This is a genomic window from Chryseobacterium sp. FR054, assembly GCF_056844565.1.
The window spans coordinates 801,837-819,473 of sequence record NZ_JBXDSA010000002.1; the positions used below are offsets into that span (position 1 = coordinate 801,837).

The window sequence follows — 17,637 nt, forward strand, 5'->3', positions numbered from 1 at the left end:
CATTAAAATCCTTTTAAGGTAAAATGAATTAAGGAAAAAATCAAAGATTTTTTATAGGTATAATGCTTTAAGGTAAGACCTTACTTCATATTCTAAAGATCTTACGTCTCCTCATTTTGCCCAATATTTTTGGATAAAACCACGGAATCAGCCCTCAAAATTATTTTTTTGATCCGGCCGGAAGTTCTGATCCGTTTTTTAAAAATCTTATTCTGTTCTGTTTATATTAATCGGATTGCATCCGATTCTATGTTAAATCGTCCCTTCGGAACTCTTTTGAAATAATTCTTTAATTTTGGGTAAATTCAGGATAAAATATGAACTGGGATTTTTTTGAGGTTACAGATTGGATATCAAATGTTGTATCCTTTGGATCATCATCATCTTCAACATTGAATTATGATGACAAACCTAAGAGCGGTAAGAAAATAAAATATCTTACAGAAAAGGCCGCTACTGTTTTCATAGCTATGGCTTCCGTACTGCTGTTTTTTGTTTTTAAAGATCCGCTCCCGCAGGAAAATTACTGTCAGACTCTTATTGTTGCTTCGCTGATTGGTATTGCGGCTTCCGGTATTCTTTTTTTTATTTTGCACATTTTAGAGCTTTATTATTTTAAAAGCCTGTTCAGACTGGTGCTTTTCAGTGGTTCAGCGATTTTATTTTTTATTTCACTGGTACTTTGTGTCTATTTTAAATCCGGTCTTTTTATTTAAATAAAAAGCTCCCTGAAAAAGGAGCCGGGTATTGTAAAAAACGGCTTCGGGCCGGTATCATTTTATAGAGTTGTTTTGGTAAACATCTGAACCGACATATATCCTCTTCCCCAGTTAAAATTCGGATCCGTAGGTGCCCACATGTTAAACCTGATCGTTGAGGCATCTGAGGTAGGCTCTACATAACCATTTAAAGCATAAGTTACATTAATTGGAGTAGCTGTATTATTAACAACAGTATCACCTACCGTAGCATTTACGGAGGCCATTCTTGACGCAACTCCCGTTGAAATGGCAGGTACGGTGTATTTTCTTGATCCGGCCGGAAGTTCTGATCCGTTTTTCAAAAATCTTATTCCGAAATATCCCCCGAAATTGGTTGATATTGTAGTGGTACCGATAGGAACACTGTAAGTGGTAACCAGTTTGGCCTGAGTAAACGGAGGAATGGTGATGGTAATATTTAGTCCTAAATTGAGATTATTTACCGTAGTTCCTGATGTTACAGGCTGATCTACGGGAGCAGCTGCGGTAACGTCAAATACGTTGTCAAGTCTCCAGGCTGTTTTGTCACGCTGCTGATAGGTGATCCATTGGGGAGCAGAAGGAGTTCCGTAATTGGTGTAAAAACCTTCTTCCATATTTACGGTGACATTGGTATTGTAAACAATAAGACCTTTTGCCGGTGAAGGAATTGTAGTTCCGTCGGAAGGAGTGCTCAGGCTGACACGGGGAATGAGCATGCCTTTATTGGTAGCATCAATCTGAAATTTTGCAGAGGCATCCGGTGTTATTGTCCCTAAACCTGCTGATCCGGCTGAGGTAACAATGAAGTCATTGGCGATCTGTGCGGCGGTAGGAACGGCGGCATTATCTTTACTTCCATCCACATGAAGGGTCCCGCTGGGGTTGTTTGTTCCTATTCCCACTTGGGCATATGAGAAAAGACTGAAAGCCAGTAAAATAGGAGTTAAATTTGTTTTCATAAATTATATTATGTTAAAAATGTTTTTAAAAATAATAATATTAATTTAAATTTTTCTTAAAATTAATCAATATTGTATGAATTATTTTTTCAATAATGATTTATGGCTGTTTTTTTGTACTGATCAAAAAATGTTGGATAATCTATGGCAAAGTGTTTGCGGATTCTTTTGTGAATAAGTATTTTTGAAAAATTTTTGATTTGAAGCCTAGTATTTCCATTGTCGTTGCTATTTTTAACCGGAAAGATGAACTTTTTGAGTTGCTCAACTCATTATCTCATCAGACTGACAAAGAGTTTGAGGTCATTATTGTTGACGACGGTTCTTTTATAGATCTTAAGCCCACGATACATAATTTTGAGGGAATGCTGGATGTTAAATATTTCCGTAAAGACAATTCAGGACCGGGGCTTACCAGGAATTACGGGGCAAAAAGAGCTCAGAATGACTGGCTGCTTTTTGTAGACAGTGATGTGATCGTGGAAAAGGATTATATTGAAAATATTAAAAAAGACATTGAGACCATTCCATGTGATGCATTTGGTGGGGCAGATAAGGCTCATAAAGGTTTTAACCTGATGCAGAAAGCCATTTCCTATTCTATGACATCTGTTTTTACAACCGGAGGAATCAGGGGAAATAAAAAGTCGGTTTCTAAATTCCAGCCGAGAAGTTTTAATATGGGAGTAAAGAAATCCGTTTTTGAAAAAGTCGGCGGTTTTTCTGAAATGAGAATTGGCGAAGATCCGGATCTGTCGATGACACTTTGGGAAAATGGCTTTACAACAGCTTTTTTTGATGATATTGCTGTTTATCATAAACGGAGGGTAGACTTTGGTAAGTTTTCAAGGCAGGTGTATCAGTTTGGCTGTGCAAGACCGATTCTCAACCAAAGGCATCCGGATTATGTAAAAATATCATTTGCCTTTCCTACCTTATTTCTGTTAGGATATATTCTGGGCTTTTTAGAGTACATTATGATGAGCAGGGGAATTATCCTTGCATTTTACGGGCTGTACACTTTTATGGTGTTTTTTCACGCACTGGCTGTTACCCGGAATATAAGTATTGCCGGTATGGCGGTAATTTCCACTTATATCCAGATGTTTTCTTATGGCTACGGCTTTTTAAAATCATGGATATTGCTGAATATTTTCAGAATGAAGCCGGAAGATGCTTTTCCGAAGCATTTTCATATAAAAAAATAAAAGCTGCCGGAGATCCGACAGCCTTTGTAACAATAAATTTAAGATATGAATATGGTTTCATGGTTGAGAACGCCTGTTTTCAGCATGCATTCCCGCATTTTTTGATAAGTTCTCTCTATATCCTGATCCAGTCCGATAGAGAATCTGATAAGTCCGTCCGATATTCCCATTGCTTCCCGCTCTTCCTCAGGGATTTCTGATGAGGTGGAGCTTCCTGAACAGGAGAATAGGGTTTTATAAAAGCCTAAGCTTACCGCCAGATAGCCCAGGTTTTCCTGCTGCATCATTTCCATCAGTTCGTTGGCTTTGTCCGTTGTTCCTGCATCCAGTGCCAGCAGGCCTCCGAATCCATAGTCTTCATGCATCATGCTTTTCATCAGCTCATGATCCTTGTGAGATGCCAATCCCGGATAAGAAACCTTTAATCCGTCTTTTTCAAACCGCTCTGCAAGATATAAGGCATTGTGGCTGTGCTGTTTCATTCTGATGTGGAGGGTTCTCAGGTTCTTCAGGATGCTGGCAGAACGGAAACTGTCCATTGTCGGTCCCAAAAGCATGCACGCTCCGTTGTTGACGTTTTTGGTATCATTGATGAATTCCTGGCTTCCGCAGTATACTCCGCCAACAGTGTCACTGCTTCCGTTGATGAACTTGGTAAGACTGTGGATCACAATATCAGCCCCCAGTAGTTTTGGGGAAACAGAAAGAGGGGAGAAGGTGTTGTCTACAATCAGCTGTAAACCATGTTTTTTACAGATCTCAGAAAGTTTTCTAAGGTCTGCCACTTCCAGAAGCGGATTGCTCACACTTTCACAATAGATGATTTTTGTGCTGGGTTTTATGGAATTTTCGATAGATTCAAAATTGCTGATGTCTACGAAAGTGGTTTCAATATTGAAGGGAGGCAGGAAATTTTTTAAAAAAGCATATGTTCCTCCATAAATGGTTCTGCTGGAAATAATATGATCTCCGCTTTTACAGATCTGCATCAGAACGGAGGTAATAGCTCCCATCCCTGATGCCGTTACATTGGCCGCTTCAGTGTTTTCCATCTTAGCCAGAGCCTGTGCCAGATAAAGATTCATCGGGGATGAATGTCTGGAATATAAATAACATCCTTCTGCGTTTCCTTCAAAAGTATCAAACATGGTTTTGGCAGAAAGAAAAGTATAGGTAGAGCTGTCAGAGATCGAAGGGTTTACTCCTCCGAATTCACCAAAATACTGAAGGTCCTGGATCTCATTGGCTGCATTGAAATTTTCCATAAGCTTTAGGTTTTATTGATGGCCTAAATATGCTTTGTTTTCAGAATTATTACAATATAAATTTGAATTTGTAGAATATAAATCTATTATTTGCGTTTTGATTAGAAAATATGTTTATTATCTTTGAAAATGTTAAACTTTTTCCAAAAAATTATCTATGAATTTTGATGAAACAGATAAAAAACTGCTGCTCTTATTACAGGAAGACTGTAAACAAACCACCAAAGAACTGTCTTATAAGCTCGGACTCTCTGTTACGGCGGTATATGAACGGGTAAGAAAGCTTGAAAACCTGGGGGTGATCTCAAAGTATGTGGCTCTTCTGGACCGGCATAAGGTAAACCGTGATTTTATTGTCCTGTGTCATATAAAATTAGCACAGCACAAAAAGGAATTTGTTCTGCAGTTTGAAAAGGAGATCCTGAATCTTAGTGAAGTCACAGAATGTTTTCATGTAAGCGGAGACTATGATTATATCCTTAAAATAGGGGTAAAGGATATGCAGGACTACCGGAATTTTATGCTTACCAAGCTCACGGCATTACAGCATATCGCAAGTACCCACAGCTCATTTATGATCTCTGAAGTAAAAAATACAACCGCAATTGCACTTTGAGCCGTTGGTTCTGATGATTAAATCAGAACACCGTGTTTGGATGAAATAGGTTCCGGAAGATCGGTTTCTCCGCTCATCTGAAGAAGATCAATTTCAATGGTTCTGCATATGGAAAGCATCGGAACATCAAACATCAGCCCGGCAAAAGGATTTTCCGAATAATCTCCTACCAGTTCCATGATGATATAGATCCATCCGATAATAATGCAGAAAGGAATAGAAGCCCAGATTCCGAAATCTCCCAGTTTGGCAAATTCATTCACCAGTCCCAGCGGAAGCAGCATAATAAACAGAATATTGAAGATAAACGCAGTACTGGCGAACTGTCTGGGCGATGGAAATTTTTTGATTCTTTCCGCCTGTCCCTGGAAAGCATAGAATTCATTCAGGCAGGTCTGAAGCTGCATCTGATTGAAATCTGTAATGACATTCATATTTTTCAGCTCATTGATGTCTTTTGCCTGCTGTGAATTCAGGTATGTGGCAAAGTTCTTATAATCGTCCTTGAGATCATATTCTTCTTCCGAAAGGTATTTGTGAAGAAAAATAGGAGCTCTTCCGTAGTCGGGGAATCCCGCTTTGATCAGTCTGTTTCTTCTCAGGTTGATATTTCCGAATTTATTTTCCGAGCTGATGTGTTCCCATTCAGTAGGCACCAGAAGCTGTTCGCGGAAAGTGTACAGCCATGCAATATGGCGGTAAACGATTCTTCTTTTCCGGTCTTCCAGATCGAAAGCTCCTACCTTTTCATTTTGAGTGTCAAAAGCGTAAACCATAGAAGCAAAGGAACGGCTGGAATTGACGATGCCTCCCCAGATCTTTCGGGCTTCCCAAAGCCTGTCATAAGCCTGATTATTTTTAAAGCCTACCAGAAAGGCTTCCGCTGTACCTATCAAAGCTACCGGTACCCAGGGTATGATCATCCACTCCCAATTGAAAAAATAAAAAAGAACGGCAATCAGGGTACACCATATACTGATGAGAATCAGATGAGCGCCGGATAAATTGAGAACCTGTCTGTAATTAACATATTTTGTTGTGATCATAATGCTTCAGGAAATTTGATGTGCATATAAACAAAATGAATACCAAAATGAGGTATCCCTTTGCTTATTAAAATTAATAAAAAAAACCTCTGGAAAATCAGAGGTTTCAAATATTTAATAATGAAGCATTTCTTCTATTTTTTTGCTGAGTTTTTCAGCATTCGGAAGCATTTCTTTCTCCAGAACAAGATTGATCGGAACGGCCGGGACATCCAGCGATCCCATAGTTTCTACCGGAGCATCCAGGTATCTGAAGCAGTTTTTAGAGATGCGGTGGGCAAAAGCTTCTGCGAACGAATTGTTAAGCTGTTCCTCAGTCAGCACGATGCATTTACCATGTGCTTTTACTCTTTCAAAAACAAGTTCTTCATCCAGTGGAATTAAAGTTCTCAGATCGATGACCTCAACTCTTCCATTAAAGTTCTTAGCCGCTTCTTTAGCCCAGTAAACACCCATTCCATAAGTTACCACAACCAGTGTTCTGCCTTTTTCCGTTTCATTCTGATCTGCTTCGATGATCACTTTTCCTTTTCCGAACGGAAGGATATAATCCTCTGCCGGTTCAATGGTCTTGGCATCTTCGGTTCCTGGAACTTTGCTCCAGTACAGACCTTTATGTTCCAGCATAACGACCGGATTCGGATCGTAATAAGCGGCCTTTAGCAGACCTTTAAAATCTGCTGCATTACTCGGATAAGCAATTTTGATTCCTTTTATATTGGCCAGGATACTTTCCACGCTTCCGCTGTGGTAAGGTCCGCCTCCGCCATAAGCACCAATCGGTACACGGATGATATTGCTTACGGGATATTTCCCTCCACTCAGGTAGCTTGATTTTGAAATCTCTGTGATGAGCTGATTGATTCCCGGATAAATATAATCGGCAAACTGAACTTCCACGATAGGCTTTAATCCTACGGCACTCATTCCTGTGGTGGATCCAATGATATAAGCTTCCTGGATCGCCGTGTTGAATACTCTTTTGTTTCCGAATTTTTTACCTAAAGTAACCGTTTCACGGAAAACTCCCCCGATTCTTTCTCCTACATCCTGCCCGTACAGCAAAGCTTCCGGATGTTTCCACATCAGTTCCTGAATGGCGTGAATGGCAGCGTCTACCATAACGATCTTCTCACCATCCGCAGGTTCACGGGTTCCTGTTTCTTCAGTGATTGGAGTGGGCGCGAAAACGTGCTGCATAACCGTTTCTGGCTTTGGATCTTCAGCATTTTTTGCTTTTTCAAAAGCCTCTTCAGCTTCCAGTCTTGCTTTTTTCGTGATCTGTTTTAAAAGATCTTCATCGGTTCCGGATTCCAGCAGGTGTTTTCTCAGGATTTCTCCCGGATCTTTAGCTCTGTGCTTGGTTAAATCTTCTTCGTCTCTATAAAATTCTCTTCTCACCCCGGAGGTATGGTGGCCGATAAGAACGGTTTTTGCACAGACTACTAAAGGTTTTCTTTCGTTTCTTACAAAATCAACCGCTTTCTTCATCGCTTCAAAACTTTCCACGAAGTCTGTTCCGTCTACACGCATTCTGCTGAGACCGGTAAATCCTGCCACAAAATCGTAGGCATCACAGGTTCGGGCTTCTTCTTTGGTTACGGAAATTCCCCATTCATTATCCTGTACAAGGAATATGACCGGAAGCTGATGCAAAGCGGCAAATTGCAACGCTTCACTTACTTCACCTTCCGTTACAGAGTTGTCTCCAAGACTGCATACAACAACCGGGTTGTTTTCGAAATTCTGTAAATTGAATTCCTGGATGTATTTTATTCCCTGAGCAACCCCAGTTGTAGGAATGGTCTGCATTCCTGTGGCTGAACTCTGGTGAATGATCTTTGGCTTGTCTTCATCCCTGCTTGAAGGATGGGAATAATACGATCTTCCTCCGGAAAAAGGATCTTCTGCTTTAGCAAGTAGCTGAAGCATCAGCTCATAAGGTTCAAAACCTATTCCTAAAAGAATACTTTCGTCCCTGTAATAAGGGGAAACCCAGTCTTCTTTTGTTAGCTGATAAGCGGTAGCCAGCTGGATGGCTTCGTGACCTCTTGAAGTACTATGAACATATTTACATATATTTCTGTTTTCTTCATAGATGTCTGCCATTGCCTTAGCCAGCATCATATGATTGTATGCTTTTAGCAGGATATCCTGAGAAACCTTTTCGTGAAGTGTATTTTCCATAGATAGCAAATATACATAAAAAAACAAAATACTAACAAGTGTTAGTATTTTGTATGGAATCCCAGGATCAGGAGCTTATTCCCTGATCACTTTTTTAGAAATGATATCTTTTTCAGTTTTTATTTCAATGATATAAATTCCTTTGGTGTAGGACGACAGATTTACAGGTTCTTTCTCATTGTTGATAATTCCGGTCTGTAATTTTTTACCGGAAAGGTCATAGATGGTATATGCTGATCTTTTAGGTGCTTTCAGGATGTTGGTGATATCCTTTGTAATGCTTGGTGCTACGGTAATTCCTCCTGGGTTTCCGGCTTCCTGGGTTCCTAAAATGGAGGTATACCCCGTTACAATAATTGAATAATTTTGGGGTGCCGTAACCGGAGAGGCAACATTATTTACCAGTGTTCCTTTATGAGTTACTTCAATTCTGTATTTTCTGCCTGCGACAGGGGCATCAACGATAACCTGTTCTACATTGTCTACGTTGTTGTCTCCTTTAACAGCTGTATTCGGGCTTGTTGGATTTAATTTCCACGGAAGATAGGAAACTCCTGTTTCAGTATCAATGATTCTTAAATCAAGATCATTCACCAGCCTCGATGCCCTGTTGTTGTGTGCGTCTGCCCAGGCTATATTTGCAGGTAGCTTATATTCCGGATCAATCCAGGAAATGGTTACTTTAAGTGGTTCGCTGCCGGAAGCAAGAACTGCCTTTTTATTATTACCTCCGTTGTTTAATATTTCATCGTTGAAAATAATTGTATTATTTGATTTGGCCACTAAAAGTTCAGCTCCTTTTTTTGCGTTGATAAATCCCCATCCGAATAACGGATCCGGACCTGCATTTCCCGCTTCGGAAGCTGAATGGATCATTAAGGTTTTTGCAGAAGCGGCATTGAATTCGCTGTTAAACAGTTGTTTGCTGATCTGAGTCCAAAGACCGATAATTCCGGTTACAACCGGTGCTGAATAGGATGTACCACTGCCAACAATCAGGCTATGACTTCCTGTTGTATTTTCTGCAGTTGCGGCACTGCCTACACTGGTTCCGACAGCTGATATATCCGGTTTTATACCTCCGTCATCTCTTGGCCCTGCACTGCTGTAATCTGAATGTACAACATCAGCAGCTGTAACATACCTGCCATCATTGGCTGTGATAATATCCGTAGCTCCTACCACGATAATGTTTTTTGCCACGGATCCGGTGCCGATACAGTCGTATCCAAGACTGCAGCTTACAGCAGGCAGGGTGTCTGTGGCAGCAAACTGTACCGGGCTGGAATTATTTATGTAGTAGTTAAGATAGCCGGCAGTTTCGGGAGATCCCGGCCCTGATTTGAAGGAATTTCCTGAAGATTTTACAATGATATAGGAAGGATTGTTATAAACGATCTGATCATAATTCTGATCATTCGTATGATAGGTTCCCTGTAAATCATATGAAGTATCCGGGCTGGTGAATTTTCCGGTCCATACCCAGGCCGCAGATCCGTTCACGAGTGCTTCAATCCAGCCTGGGTTGGTTCCGTAGGAATGATTGGATATTTTAGGTTGTGCTGCAAGTATTTTTTGAAATATTGTACTTGTAGAGGTATTTCCCGGTAAGATAGTAGTGTTAAAAGAATAAGAGTCCATTGTTGAATTTTTGGCAATACCCTGGAAATTGATCGTTTTGGTGCTTCCATCATTAAAAGTTACCGTTTGCGTATAAGCTCTTGCTCCGATAAATCCGGCCACACCGGTAGCATGCGAGCTGTAACTCATTGAGCTGGCTTCTTTATTGGTAATTCTGTTGGGAATATTGTTAAAAAATGAATGTCCTGCAAATACCCTTCCTCCGTCAAAAACCGTGAATTTGATATTCTCGCCGTTAAACGATCCGGTTAATCCGCTTACAGTACCATTCTGAAGAAAATCAGAATTGGAGTTTTTAATCTGATCCATATCCTGATTCTGCAGAAAGTAAGGTTCGCCGTCAGGATTAAATCCGGCAAGGCGGGCTCTCTGTTCTTCTGTTTCTTTTTGTGATTCAGTATTCCATGCGGAACTTCTGTGGTGTTTTGAAACATAAGAGTCAAATTTTTCATTATTCTCTTTGTTTTGTTTTTCAAACTCTCTTTTCAAGGCATCATTGTTATTTTGAGCATAAGCAAAAGAAATAATCAATGTGCTGACAGAAATAAAGATTTTCTTCATAATGTTTATAAGTTTAATATGAATACTTGGAAGATTTTCTGTCTTTAAATGTATGAATTAAACATTATGTTGCTTTATTTTGTGTGAATTTTGTTTGTTTTTGTTTAAAATGTGAATTAATTTTCAATTTTTGGTTCAAAATTTTATTTATATTGTATTGATGTGTGTTTTTAATTTTATGAGAAATTGTTTAAAAGGTAACTGTTTTATAGATTTTTTAGCCGGAATTAACCCATAAAAGAAAGGGATACTAACATTTTGTTAATATCCCTTTTAAAGACAATATTGAATTAATGATTATTCTTTGATCACTTTTTTAGAAATAACGCCCTTACCGGTCTTTATTTCAATAATATAAATTCCTTTGGTGTAGGAAGACAGATTTACAGGTTCTTTCTCATTGCTGATAATTCCGGTCTGTAATTTTTTACCGGAAAGATCATAGATGGTGTATGCTGATCTTTTAGGTGCTTTCAGGATGTTGGTGATATCTTTTGTAATGCTTGGTGCTATGGCAATTTCTCCCGGGTTTCCGGCTTCCTGGGTTCCTAAAACAGAGGTGTATCCCGTTACGATAATTGAATAATTCTGGGGTGCCGTAACCGGAATGGCAGCATTATTTACCAGCGTTCCTTTGTGGGTTACTTCAATTCTGTATTTTCTGCCTGCGACAGGGGCATCAACGATAACCTGTTCTACATTGTCTACGTTGTTGTCTCCTTTAACAGCTGTATTCGGGCTTGTAGGATTTAATTTCCACGGAAGATAGGAAACTCCTGTTTCAGTATCAATGATTCTTAAATCAAGATCATTCACCAGTCTCGATGCCCTGTTGTTGTATGCATCTGCCCAGGTGACCGTTGCAGGCAGTTTGTATTCCGGGTCAATCCAGGAAATGGTTACTTTAAGAGGTTCGCTGCCGGAAGCAAGAACTGCTTTTTTATTATTACCTCCGTTATTAAGTGTTTCGTCATTGAAAATAATTGCATTATTTGATTTGGCCACTAAAAGTTCAGCTCCTTTTTTTGCATTGATAAATCCCCATCCGAATAATGGATCCGGGCCTGCATTTCCCGCTTCGGAAGCTGAATGGATCATTAAGGTTTTTGCAGAAGCGGCATTGAATTCGCTGTTAAACAGTTGTTTGCTGATCTGAGTCCAAAGACCGATAATCCCGGTTACAACCGGCGCTGAATAGGATGTACCGTTGCCAACAGTCAGGCTTTGACTTCCTGTTGTATTTTCTGCAGTTGCGGCACTGCCTACACTGGTTCCGACAGCTGAAATATCCGGTTTTATACCTCCGTCATCTCTTGGCCCTGCACTGCTGTAATCTGAATGTACAACATCACCGGCTGTGGCATATCTTCCGTCATTGGCTGTGATAATATCCGTAGCTCCTACCACGATAATGTTTTTTGCCAGTGATCCGTTACCGATACAGTCGTATCCAAGACTGCAGTTTACAGCAGGCAGGGTGTCGGTAGCGGCAAACTGCACCAGGGTATTGTTACTTTTGTAGTATTTAAGATAGGCGGAACTCCCCGGAGCGTCTGGTCCTGATCCAAAATAATTTCCTGAAGATTTTACAATGATATAGGAAGGGTTATTATAAACGATCTGATCATAATTCTGATCATTTGAAAAATAAGTTCCCTGCAAATCATATGAAGTATCCGGACTGCCGAATGCTCCGTTCCAGACCCAGGCCTTAGATCCGTTCACAGTTGTTTCAGCCCAGCCCTGATTGGTTCCGTAGGAGTGATTGGATATTTTGGGTTGCGCTGCTATTATTTTTTGAAATACTGTGCTTGTGGAAGTGTTTCCCGGTAAGGTAGTGGTATTATAGGTATAGGAGTCCATTGTTGAATTTTTGGCAATGCCCTGAAAATTGATCGTTCTGGTACTGCCATCAGTAAAACTTACCGTTTGTGTATAGGGCCTTGCTCCGATAAACCCGGCTACACCGGTAGAATGGGAGCTGTAATTCATTGTGCTGGCTTCTTTATTGGTAATTCTGTTGGGAATATTGTTAAAGAATATATGTTCTGCAAATACCCTTCCTCCGTCAAAAACGGTAAATTTAATATTCTCGCCGTTAAATGATCCGGTTAATCCATTTATGATACCGTCCTGAAGAAAATCAGAATTGGAGTTCTTAATCTGATTCATATCCTGATTCTGCAGAAAATAAGGTTCACCGTCAGGATTAAATCCGGCAAGGCTGGCTCTCTGTTCTTCTATTTCTTTCTGAGTTTCAGCGCTTCGTTTGTTTCCGTATGCTTTTGCAACATAAGAATCGAACTTAGCGTTGTTTTCTCTGTTCTGTCTCTCAAACTCTTTTTTTAACCCTTCATTGTTTTGCGCACTTATTAAAGCAAAGGCTAAAGTGCCGACCAAAAGTAAATGTTTCTTCATGATGACTGATAAAATATTAAAAATTATAACGGGTTAAAGATAGTGTTAAATATTTATAAACTAGGTTTTTTAATATATATAATTCTAATTTTCACGTTGATTAATTGTTGATTAATTGTTATTTTGAATTGTTTTTAGTAATATTTTAATTTTGTTTTTTTTATGTATTCGTAAAAACTGTATTGCATGCGCTTTTACTGAAAGATAATATTTAGAAAAAAATGAAGTAACTTTACATTCTCTTTTTTAAAAAAGTTAGAAAATTATATGTATTTAATTTTTGATACAGAAACAACCGGTTTACCTAAGAATTTCAATGCCCCGCTATCAGACTCAGACAACTGGCCGAGAATGGTTCAGATCGCATGGCAGGTTCATGATGATGACGGGAATCTTATTGAAAACCAGGATTATATTATAAAGCCGGAAGGGTATGATATCCCATTTAACGCAGCCAGGATTCACGGGATTACAACTAAGATTGCCAATGAAGAAGGCCGCGATCTTCAGGAGATTCTGGAAGAATTTTCAAAAGTACTGGAGAGAGTAAGAGTTGTATCCGGACATAATGTAGAATTCGATTATAATATTGTAGGAGCTGAGTTTTACAGGAAAAATATAAAAGATAATCTTCAGGAAAAACCCAGGGCAGATACCATGATTCTGGGAACGGATTTCTGCCGGCTTGGCGGAGGAAGAGGGGGAAGATTTAAACCTCCCAAACTTGAAGAACTTTACGAGAAATTATACGGACATAAATTTGATGAAGCGCATAACGCTGCTGCCGACGTAAATGCCACGGCACAGGTCTTTTTCGAAATGATGAGGATTGGTGTGATTCCTTCAGAAGTGCTGAAGATTTCTGAAGATCAGCTGGCCTATTTCAAAACGCTTTATCCGGATCCTGTCAAGCCTTTCAGTATTGTTATCAGAAGACAGGTTGCTGATTTCAATAACAAGAAAAAGCAACAGGATTTTGGAAGTATTGATGAGATCGATCTCGGGCAGTATTTCAATTTTGATAACCATAGTGTTTTCTCTACATTATCCGCTACTTCAAGCATCAACGATCTGATTAAAAGAGCATCGGATGACAATTTTCCAGCAGTGGGAATGGTGGATCTGGGTAATATGATGGGAGCCTTTAAATTTGTTTCTGCCGTAGAAGCTGCCAATGGAGACCGCGCGAAAAAACATAAAGAGTTTTTGGCAAAAAAGCAGGAAGCGGAAGAAAACGGAAAAGAGTTTAATGAGCCGGAACCCGTTTCAGAACCGTTGATTCCAGTGGTTGGCTGTGAATTTTATATTTCAGACCGGTATGAGCAGAAGCAGTTTACCAAAGACGATCCGGACAGAAGAACGCAGGTTGTCCTTCTGGCTAAAGATTTTAACGGCTATAAAAATCTGGCAAAACTCTCAAGTATCGGTTTCTTAAAAGGATTCTACTTTGGGGTTCCCAGGATAAGCCGTGAGCTGATCGCCCGGTATAAGGAGGGAGTGATTGCACTGACGTCCGGGATTCACGGAGATATTCCGGATGCAATTCTTAATACCGGTGAGCAGAAAGGGGAAGAACTTTTCAAATGGTGGAAAGACACCTTTGAAGATGATTTCTATGTTCAGATCCAGAATCACAAACTGCCGGAAGAAGAACACTTGAATGAGGTTTTACTGTATTTTGCAGATAAATATAACGTCAAGATTTTAGCCCAGAATGAAACCTATTATACCAATAAAGATGATTCCAATATCCAGGATATTGTAAGCTGTATCAAAGACGGTGAAAAGCTGTCAACTCCGGTTGGTAAAGGATTTGGGAAAAGGAGAGGTCTGGCAACAGGAGAATATTACATTAAAAATTCCGACGAGATAAAAGAAGCTTTCCTGGCTTATCCGGATGCGTTTGAAGCTTATGAAGAATTTACGGCTAAATTCAAACCCTATACTTTAAAAAGAGACGTTCTCCTTCCGAAATTTGATATTCCGGAAGAGTTCATCCATGCTGAAGATGAGGTAGACGGTGGAAAAAGAGGGGAGATGGCCTACCTTACCCATCTTACTTATGAAGGGGCAAAAAAAAGATATGAAGCGACGGGGATTACGGAAGATATCAAAGAACGTCTCGACTTTGAGCTTGAAGTAATTGCGAATACAGGTTATCCGGGATACTTCCTTATTGTACAGGATTTCTGTAATGAAGCAAGGAATATGGGAGTCTGGGTAGGTCCCGGAAGGGGATCTGCTGCTGGTTCTGCGGTGGCATACTGTATCGGGATTACCAATGTTGACCCTATTAAATATGATCTCCTTTTTGAGAGATTCCTGAATCCTGAAAGGATTTCAATGCCTGATATCGATATCGACTTTGATGATGAAGGAAGGGATAAGATTATCAAGTGGGTAATCGATAAATACGGACAGAGCCAGGTGGCACAGATCATTACTTACTCTGTTTTGGGTGGGAAATCTGCAATTAAGGATGCCGGAAGAGTGCTTGATGTTCCTATTCCCGATACTAATAATATTGCAAAGCTGATTCCCTCCACACCGGGAATGAATATTGCCAAAGCTTTGGCTAAATACGATAAACTGAAGCCGGAAGAACAGATGCTTGTTGATGAAATGAGATTTGTTCTGGACAGTCCCGGGGATCCTCGTCACGATGTTCTTGCAAGTGCGAAAAAGATGGAAGGATGTATCAGGAATACCGGGATCCACGCCTGTGGGGTTATTATTACACCTGAAGATGTAAGTAATCTTGTTCCGGTAACCATTGCGGCAAAAGATGCCGATATTCTGGTTTCGCAGTTCGATAACTCGGTGGCGGAAAGTGCCGGCCTTCTGAAAATGGACTTTCTGGGGCTAAGAACCCTTACCATCATCAAGGATGCTTTAAAACTGGTTAAAGCCAGATACGGACTTGATATTGATCCGGATCTTATTCCGCTGGATGATACAAAAACCTATCAGCTATTTAAAGAGGGAAGAACAGTGGGGATTTTCCAGTATGAAAGCCCGGGGATGCAGAAATACATGAGAGAGCTTAAACCGACCGTTTTTGCCGATCTTATTGCAATGAATGCACTGTACCGTCCGGGACCTATCAAATACATCCCGAACTTTATCAACAGGAAGCACGGAATTGAAGAAATTGTCTATGACCTTCCTGAAACAGAAGAATATTTAAAAGAAACCTACGGAATTACCGTTTATCAGGAGCAGGTAATGCTTTTGTCACAGAAGCTGGCCAACTTTACAAAAGGTGAAGCTGATACCCTCAGAAAAGCAATGGGGAAAAAGCAGATCGATGTTCTGAATAAAATGTACCCTAAATTTATTGAAGGAGGAAGAAAGAATAATCTGAATGAAGAACGGCTTGAAAAGATCTGGAACGACTGGAAAGCCTTTGCAGAATATGCATTCAACAAATCCCACTCAACCTGTTATGCGTTTATTGCCTACCAGACCGCGTTTTTAAAAGCGAATTACCCTGCCGAATATATGGCGAGTGTGATGAGTAATAACATTAACAATACAGACTCGATTACCATGTTCATGGAAGACTGTAAAAGTATGGGAGTAGATGTTCTGGGACCTGATGTGAATGAATCGCAGTACAAATTTTCGGTAAACGAAAAAGGACAGATCCGTTTCGGACTGGGAGCGATCAAGGGAATAGGGGAAGGACCGAGTGAGGCGATTACCAGGGAAAGAGAAAATGGCAGATTCAGAAATATATACGATTTCTTCGAAAGAATACTCCCTTCCCAGATGAACAAAAGGGTAGCGGAAAGTCTGGTGCTGGCCGGAGCGTTTGATGAACTGGACGTTTTCCACAGAGGTCAGTATTTCGATATTGATATGGCCGGGAAAACCAATCTGGAAAGACTGATCAGATATGGACAGAGCTTTCAGGAAAGCAAACATGAAATGGAAAACTCCCTGTTTGCCGATTTTGCGGAAGAAGTACAGATTGAGCAGCCTAAACTGGCTCCATGCCCGGAATGGCCGAATATGCATAAGCTGAATAAAGAAAAAGAAATCATAGGATTCTATCTTTCTGCACATCCGCTGGATGAGTTTAAATATCAGTTTCAGTTCATGCAGGGGCAGCTTTCCAAAAAAGCGGTACTGGAAAAAGGAGAAGACGAAAAAGTAACAACAGATGAAGCACCTGTGCTGGAAGCAGATACCCAGGATGAGTCTGTGGATCTCACGGAAATAATATCGGATGATCTCACTGCCGGAGAAGAGGAAGTTGTGGAAGAAACTGTGAAAAAGGCTGAACCCAAAGGAAATTTCATGTTCCTGAATCTGGATGAGGTAGATGCTTATAAAGAACAGGCTTTCTCCGGTAAACAGGAAGAGCTTTTTGAGGAGAAAAAGAAAGACTGGAAAACCATTCAGAAAGAAAGAGAGAACGGTGGAGGCGGAAAAGAATATACCGTAGCCGGACTGATCACCGAATACAGGGTTCAGGATGGATTCCGGAGCGGAGAGAAAGTGGCTTTTGTTACCCTTGAAGATTACTCAGGATCTTATTCTTTCAGGCTGGGAGACCGGGATTATATGCGTCTTAAAGAAAAGCTCGAAGTTCAGAGGTTTGTTATTTTTAAAATAAAATTTGCCCAGGTAAAAGACGGGCGGGTTTTTGTGAATGTAAACGATGTCATTGAGCTGCAGGAAGCTTTCGAAAGATTTGCCAAAAGTATTTCTCTGGTAATGGATGTGATGGATGTAAGGCCGGAAGATCTGGATTTCTTCAGAACAGTTCTTGACAGGAATAAAGGGAATCAGAAACTGAAATTCTTTATCCGGAATGTAGAAGATGATTCCCATATTGAAGTACAGTCTATGAAGCATTCCGTAGATCTGAACGGGGATCTGATCAAAGAGATTCAGCTTTTGAACAAATATGAGTTCTACCTCAACTAAAAATATAAAACAGGAGAAATGTAAAACGGCTTTTTGCCGCTTTTTTTGTTTTTATTCA

General features: G+C 40.1%; 10 protein-coding genes. 4 read left to right on the top strand and 6 right to left on the bottom strand.

Annotated elements, in window-relative coordinates:
- Positions 1-317 precede the first annotated feature (317 nt).
- On the top strand, positions 318-716 hold the full coding sequence (locus AC106S_RS11025; RefSeq protein ID WP_482439118.1) for a branched-chain amino acid ABC transporter substrate-binding protein: 399 nt from the start codon (positions 318-320) through the stop codon (positions 714-716).
- A gap of 62 nt (positions 717-778) precedes the next feature.
- Here the strand turns inward: AC106S_RS11025 and AC106S_RS11030 are convergent, their stop codons facing one another.
- The gene (locus AC106S_RS11030; RefSeq protein ID WP_482439119.1) at positions 779-1,702 is read right to left on the bottom strand and encodes a hypothetical protein; all 924 of its coding nucleotides are present in this window, start codon (positions 1,700-1,702) and stop codon (positions 779-781) included.
- A 200-nt stretch (positions 1,703-1,902) separates the two neighbouring features.
- Between AC106S_RS11030 and AC106S_RS11035 the strand changes: the two genes are divergently transcribed.
- Positions 1,903-2,910: a glycosyltransferase family 2 protein gene (locus tag AC106S_RS11035; RefSeq protein ID WP_482439120.1), complete on the top strand. Its 1,008-nt coding sequence runs from the start codon at positions 1,903-1,905 to the stop codon at positions 2,908-2,910.
- Between the two features lie 38 nt (positions 2,911-2,948).
- Here AC106S_RS11035 and AC106S_RS11040 read toward each other — a convergent pair whose 3' ends face one another.
- Positions 2,949-4,175 carry an aminotransferase class I/II-fold pyridoxal phosphate-dependent enzyme gene (locus tag AC106S_RS11040; RefSeq protein ID WP_482439121.1) on the bottom strand — a complete coding sequence of 409 codons (1,227 nt, stop codon included), beginning with the start codon at positions 4,173-4,175 and terminating at the stop codon, positions 2,949-2,951.
- 157 nt (positions 4,176-4,332) lie between these two features.
- Between AC106S_RS11040 and AC106S_RS11045 the strand changes: the two genes are divergently transcribed.
- Complete coding sequence (locus AC106S_RS11045; RefSeq protein WP_482439122.1) at positions 4,333-4,791, top strand: Lrp/AsnC family transcriptional regulator; 459 nt, start codon at positions 4,333-4,335, stop codon at positions 4,789-4,791.
- Positions 4,792-4,808: 17 nt separating this feature from the next.
- Here the strand turns inward: AC106S_RS11045 and AC106S_RS11050 are convergent, their stop codons facing one another.
- The 4 genes from AC106S_RS11050 to AC106S_RS11065 form a co-directional block, all read right to left on the bottom strand.
- On the bottom strand, positions 4,809-5,837 hold the full coding sequence (locus AC106S_RS11050; RefSeq protein ID WP_482439123.1) for a bestrophin family protein: 1,029 nt from the start codon (positions 5,835-5,837) through the stop codon (positions 4,809-4,811).
- A 114-nt stretch (positions 5,838-5,951) separates the two neighbouring features.
- Positions 5,952-8,024, bottom strand: coding sequence for an alpha-ketoacid dehydrogenase subunit alpha/beta (locus tag AC106S_RS11055; protein ID WP_482439124.1), 2,073 nt, complete (start codon positions 8,022-8,024; stop codon positions 5,952-5,954).
- Between the two features lie 75 nt (positions 8,025-8,099).
- A complete protein-coding gene (locus tag AC106S_RS11060; protein WP_482439125.1) occupies positions 8,100-10,226 on the bottom strand; it encodes a S8 family peptidase in 2,127 nt (708 codons plus the stop codon).
- Between the two features lie 297 nt (positions 10,227-10,523).
- Positions 10,524-12,644 carry a S8 family peptidase gene (locus AC106S_RS11065; RefSeq protein WP_482439126.1) on the bottom strand — a complete coding sequence of 707 codons (2,121 nt, stop codon included), beginning with the start codon at positions 12,642-12,644 and terminating at the stop codon, positions 10,524-10,526.
- 267 nt (positions 12,645-12,911) lie between these two features.
- On the opposite strand from AC106S_RS11065, the gene dnaE reads away from it, so the two are divergent.
- Entirely contained in the window at positions 12,912-17,579 is a 4,668-nt protein-coding gene (gene dnaE, locus AC106S_RS11070; protein WP_482439127.1) for a DNA polymerase III subunit alpha, read from the top strand.
- The last annotated feature ends 58 nt before the right edge of the window (positions 17,580-17,637 follow it).